This is a genomic window from Pseudomonas sp. KBW05 (assembly GCF_003852405.1).
In the GTDB taxonomy this organism is placed as follows: Bacteria; Pseudomonadota; Gammaproteobacteria; order Pseudomonadales; family Pseudomonadaceae; genus Aquipseudomonas.
In genome coordinates, this window is record NZ_QAJM01000058.1 from 1 (window position 1) to 5,131 (window position 5,131).

The window sequence follows — 5,131 nt, forward strand, 5'->3', positions numbered from 1 at the left end:
CTCCCACATTTGGATCTCCATACATCAGGCAGGTTTGCAAAAGGCAGGCCATGCCCTTGAGCAGCCATAAGGCTTTGCTATGGCTGCCCTCTATCCCCCCTGAAAAGCACCCCCACAGCGCACGCCCACCTGCATGCCCCCTTTCAGTGCACCCCCAGCCATAAGCACTGCCTATCAACCCAGAACGATCTCATCTTATGAGCCCCTCCCCGCTGCCTCGTACTGTGGCCCCTGTCAACGCCATCAACGAGGAACGCCCAGTGACTGCCTCCCGCATCGCCGCCCGTGTGCAACGCATCAAACCATCGCCCAGCAGCGCCGCGTCCGACCGCGCCAACGAGTTGCGTCGCCAAGGCCAGTCCATCATCAACCTGGTGGTGGGTGAGCCGGATTTCGACACACCTGAAAATATCCGCAGGGCTGCGAGTGCGGCCATCGAGCGCGGCGAAACCCGCTACACCCAGAACGCCGGCACCCCGGAACTGCGCCAGGCCATCGTCGCCAAGCTGGCCCGCGAAAACGGCCTGAGCTACAGCGCCGGCCAAGTACTGGTCACCAGCGGCGCCAAGAGTGCGATCTTCAATGCGTTCGCCGCCACCCTCGGTGCGGGTGATGAGGTTCTGATCCCGGCGCCGTACTGGGTGTCGTACCCGGACATGGTGCTGGCCTGCGAAGGCGAGCCCGTAACCCTGGCCTGCCCGGAACACGAAGGCTTCAAGCTGACCCCGGCGCAACTGCGCAGCGCGATCACCCCGCGCACCCGCTGGCTGCTGCTCAACTCGCCAAGCAACCCCACCGGCGCCAGCTACAGCGCCGCCGAATTGCGCGCCCTGGCCGATGTGCTGCTGGACTTCCCCCACGTGCTGCTGATGACCGATGACATCTACGAGCACATCCGCTACGAAGGCCTGGACAACCCGCATATCCTCGCCATCGAGCCGGCCTTGAGCGAGCGCAGCCTGGTGGTCAACGGCGTGTCCAAGACCTACGCCATGACCGGCTGGCGCATCGGTTACGCCGCCGGCCCCGCCGACCTGATCGGGGCCATGGCGACGTTGCAATCGCAGTCCACCAGCAACGCCTGCTCGGTCAGCCAAGCGGCCGCCGTCGAAGCGCTGAATGGCGACCAAAGCTTCGTCAAGCACAGCGTCGAGGTCTACCAGCAACGCCGCGACCGCTGCCTGGATCTGCTCAACGCCATCCCCGGCCTGAGCTGCCGCAAGCCCGACGGTGCGTTCTATTTGTACGTGAACTGCGGCGGCCTGCTGGGCAAAACCACCGCCGAGGGCCAGGTGCTCAACAGCGACAGCGAAGTGGTGATGTACCTGCTGGAAAGCCAGGGCGTGGCGGTGGTGGCGGGCACGGCGTACGGCCTGGCGCCGTTTTTTCGCATGTCGATTGCCACCGACATCGACACCCTCGACCAAGGCTGCGCGCGCATTGCCGCCGCCGTCGCCACGTTGCGCTGAGGCCCTTGCGATGACCGTGGCGGCCCACCCTCCCCTGAGTTTCAAGCAGGCCTTGCTGGCGATGATCGGCATCTCGTTGGTGCTGATGCTCTCGGCGCTGGACCAGACCGTGATCGGCAACGCGTTGCCGAGCATCGTCGCCGAGCTGGACGGCTTTGAACTCTATGCGTGGGTCGCCACCGGTTATCTGCTGGCGTCCATCGTCACCATCCCGATTTTCGGGCGACTGGGGGATTACTACGGGCGCAAGCCGTTCGTACTGGCCGCCACTTTGATCTTCACCCTGGCCTCCCTGGCCTGCGCGGTGGCCAATGACATGCTGGTGCTGGTGATCGGCCGCGCGTTGCAAGGGGTTGGCGGCGGCATGCTGATCGGCACCGCCTTCGCCTGCATCCCCGAACTGTTTCCCGATACCCGCCAACGCCTGCGCTGGCAGATGCTGTTGAGCGCGCTGTTCAGCGTGGTCAATGCCATCGGCCCAGGGCTCGGCGGTTATCTCACGGGCGCCTTTGGCTGGCGCGCGGTGTTTTATATCAACCTGCCGTTGGGCTGTGTGGCGTTGTTGATTGCCTGGCGCTTCTTGCCTTGGTATCGGCCGCAGCAACGGGCGGGCATCCGCCTCGATTGGCCGGGCGCGCTGTTGATCGCCCTGGCGTTGGGCAGCCTGCAATTGTTTGTGGAGTGGCTGGGGCATTCGAGCCTGGCGCTGAGTGCGGCGCTGGGCCTGGGTTGCATCGCGGCGGTGGTTGCGTTGTGGCATTGGGAGCGACGTTGCCCCCACGCCCTGCTGCCTGCTGCGTTGTTCGGCCTGCCGAGCCTGCGCCTGTTGTTTATCTTGTCGGTGGCCGCCGGGGCGATCATGTTTTCGCTGCTGTTCTACCTGCCGCTGCTGCTGCAAGGCGCCTATGGTTATTCGCCCCAGGACGCCGGTCTGTTGATCACGCCGCTGGCGCTGAGCATCACCCTCGGGGCCATCGTCAACAGCCGCATTGTCACCCGTTTGCGCAACCCGAACTGGCTGCCGTTGGCGGGGTTTGTCGCGCTGTTGTTGGCGTGCCTCGGTTTGGCGGTGGTCGGGCGTGGGGCGTCGTTCAATGTACTGCTGGGCCTGATTCTGCTGGCGGGGTTGGGCCTGGGGTTCATCCTGCTCAACCTCACGGTGTTCACCCAGACCTTGGCCGAGCGCCAGTTCCTCGGTATTGCCACGGCGCTGACCCAATCCCTGCGCCTGGTCGGCGGATTGTTGGGTACTGCCGGCATGGGCGTGCTGGTCAACCTGCTCTACAGCGCCAATGTGCAGCGGGTGTTCCTCGCCGCCGATCACGTCGAAGGGATTGCCCTCTACGCCGACCCGCAAACCCTGTTGCATGCCAACCTCGAAGCCTCGCCCTGGCTGGACCTGGCCCGCGACGCGCTGGCCCAGTCCGTCGGCGTGGGCCTGTTGCTGTGCGCCGGCATCGGCGTGCTCGCCCTGTTCATCCTGTACCGCTTGCCGCCGGTGCGACTGCATGTCGTGCCCGCCACCGTCGCTCCTGAAAAATAAGAAAAATTTTACTGCCGCTTTTGACTGCCCTCAAAAAACCAAACACACATGGGGATGACACCGATGGAGCTTTTCAATCGCGCACCGAAAGTACTCGCCGGCCTTTGCGGCCTGATGATCGCCCAACAGGGCTACGCCGCCGGCCTGGTGGAAGACAGCAAGCTCAACGTGCTGGCCCGCAACTTCTTCAGTAACGCCGACAACCGCAGCGGCGCGGCCGACCCCAACTACACCCAGGAATGGGGCCAGGGCTTTATCGCCAACTTCGAATCGGGTTTCACCCAGGGCACCGTGGGCTTCGGCGTGGACGCCATCGGCATGTTCGGTATACGCCTGGACTCCGGCAAGGGCCGTCACTACAACCCGGAAAGTACCGCGTTCAACGGCAATATCTTCCCCACCGACCATGACGGCCGCGCCGTGGACGAATTCGGCAGCCTGGGCCTGACCGCCAAGGCCCGCTTCGCCAAGACCGAGCTGAAATACGGCACCCTGGTGCCAATGCTGCCGGTGGTGATGTCCACCGACCGCATGCTGCAACAGACCTTCAACGGCGGCCAGGTGCAATCCAAGGACCTCGACCACTTCACCTTCACCCTCGGCCAACTGGAACACGTGAAAGGCCGTGGGTCGAGCGACCAGATGGGCATGTCGATCCCCGGTGCCAACAACGCGGTGACCGGCACCTTCGTCAACAAGTTCTACTACGGTGGCGTCGACTACAAACCGACCAAAGACCTGACGTTGCAGTACTACTACGGCAACCTGCAGGACTTCTACAAACAGCACTTCCTGGGCCTCAAATACGACTGGCAGATCGGCCCCGGCACCCTGCGCACCGACCTGCGCCACTTCGACAACCGCTCCGACGGCGCCAACAGCAACGACCCGGCCTACTACACCCTCGGCTACTACGGCGACGGCGTGACCAAGGGCAAAGTCGACAGCCGCCTGAGCAGCGCGCAATTCACCTACCTGGTCAACGGCCACACCATTGCCGCCGGCCTGCAACAAGTCAGCGGCGACAGCGACGCAGTGTGGTTGAACCAGGGCGATGGTTCGACGGCGTACTTCATGACCGAGTCGATGGTCGGCAAGTTCCAGCGCGCCGGCGAGACCACCTGGCAGGTGAAATACGGCTATGACTTCGCCTCGGTCGGCGTACCGGGCCTGAGCTTCATGGGCATGTACGAGAGTGGTTCGAACATTCGTACGCCGACGGGTGATAAAAGCGAGTGGGAGCGTAACTTGACGGTGAGTTATGTGGTGCAACAAGGGCCGTTGAAGAACCTGAGCATTGCGTTGCGGCATGCGTCGTTGCGCACGGAAGTGACGACGCAGCGGGACAGTGATGAGCATCGGGTGATTGTTAGCTATCCGATCAGCATCTTGTAAAACTCAACGCATCATTCAGCCCGAATGAAGATCACATGTGGGAGCGGGCTTGCTCGCGAATGCGGTGGATCAGCCAATGAATCTGTTGACTGACACACCGCATTCGCGAGCAAGCCCGCTCCCACATTTAGATCGTGTTGTTAGCGACTTGCAGTGCTCGTCTGCATGGCGCCATCGTGCACGCGATCCGCCAGCAACTGCGCCAGTTCAATCAACTGCGCAACGCCCAGCAACTCCTCTCGCTTCGATCCTTCCAGGTTAAACGCAAGATCACAGCTCAGCGCATTGGCCGAGGCGAGGGTTTCGCTGAGGTTGACCAGCAGGTCTTCGGTATTGATTCCATCCGCTACGGCAAATAGACGGACAGGGGGATTTGGGGTGGGTTTGATCATTGTGAAGCTCCTTGGTAAGTGTGGAGCCGCCACTGATCGCCGCGACGCGATGTAGGGTGGCAGCTGTACGCAGGTTCGCGGACCGGTTACCAAGGAACCCGGCATACCCGAAGGTATCCCGCGCACAGCCGCCATAGCGCCGCACAGTAGACGATAAAAAAGCGTCAACTGAAAGGGACGATGACGCTTTTGCGCCGTGGTAATCCGGGCCGCGACGCCCGACCGCTGAGTTTGCAGCGGTGTACGGAGACTAGAGATCGAGTTTCCGAGGGGCAACCGCAAATAGGTGTCGGAATTTTCTGTTTCTTCGAATACCTAGCCGAACGGTCAGT

The 5,131-nt window shown here is 62.6% G+C and carries 4 protein-coding genes; 3 read left to right on the forward strand and 1 reads right to left on the reverse strand.

Features of this window, described 5'->3' with window-relative positions:
* Nucleotides 1-260 precede the first annotated feature (260 nt).
* The 3 genes from DBR46_RS29920 (at nt 261) to DBR46_RS29930 (ending at nt 4,407) form a co-directional block, all read left to right on the forward strand.
* Nucleotides 261-1,469 (forward strand): aspartate transaminase, encoded by a 1,209-nt coding sequence (locus DBR46_RS29920; RefSeq protein WP_124530015.1) that lies wholly within the window; start codon nt 261-263, stop codon nt 1,467-1,469.
* A 10-nt stretch (nt 1,470-1,479) separates the two neighbouring features.
* On the forward strand, nt 1,480-3,012 hold the full coding sequence (locus tag DBR46_RS29925) for an MFS transporter (protein WP_124530017.1): 1,533 nt from the start codon (nt 1,480-1,482) through the stop codon (nt 3,010-3,012).
* 63 nt (nt 3,013-3,075) lie between these two features.
* A complete protein-coding gene (locus tag DBR46_RS29930; RefSeq protein WP_124530019.1) occupies nt 3,076-4,407 on the forward strand; it encodes an OprD family porin in 1,332 nt (443 codons plus the stop codon).
* Nucleotides 4,408-4,547: 140 nt separating this feature from the next.
* Here the strand turns inward: DBR46_RS29930 and DBR46_RS29940 are convergent, their stop codons facing one another.
* Complete coding sequence (locus tag DBR46_RS29940; RefSeq protein ID WP_124530021.1) at nt 4,548-4,799, reverse strand: DUF6124 family protein; 252 nt, start codon at nt 4,797-4,799, stop codon at nt 4,548-4,550.
* Nucleotides 4,800-5,131: the final 332 nt, after the last annotated feature.

Bases quoted from the DNA above. Each gene is read 5' to 3' on its own strand.
- DBR46_RS29925 (WP_124530017.1), top strand. From the start codon at position 1,480: ATGACCGTGGCGGCCCACCCTCCCCTGAGTTTCAAGCAGGCCTTGCTG.
- DBR46_RS29930 (WP_124530019.1), top strand. From the start codon at position 3,076: ATGGAGCTTTTCAATCGCGCACCGAAAGTACTCGCCGGCCTTTGCGGC.
- DBR46_RS29940 (WP_124530021.1), bottom strand. From the start codon at position 4,799: ATGATCAAACCCACCCCAAATCCCCCTGTCCGTCTATTTGCCGTAGCG.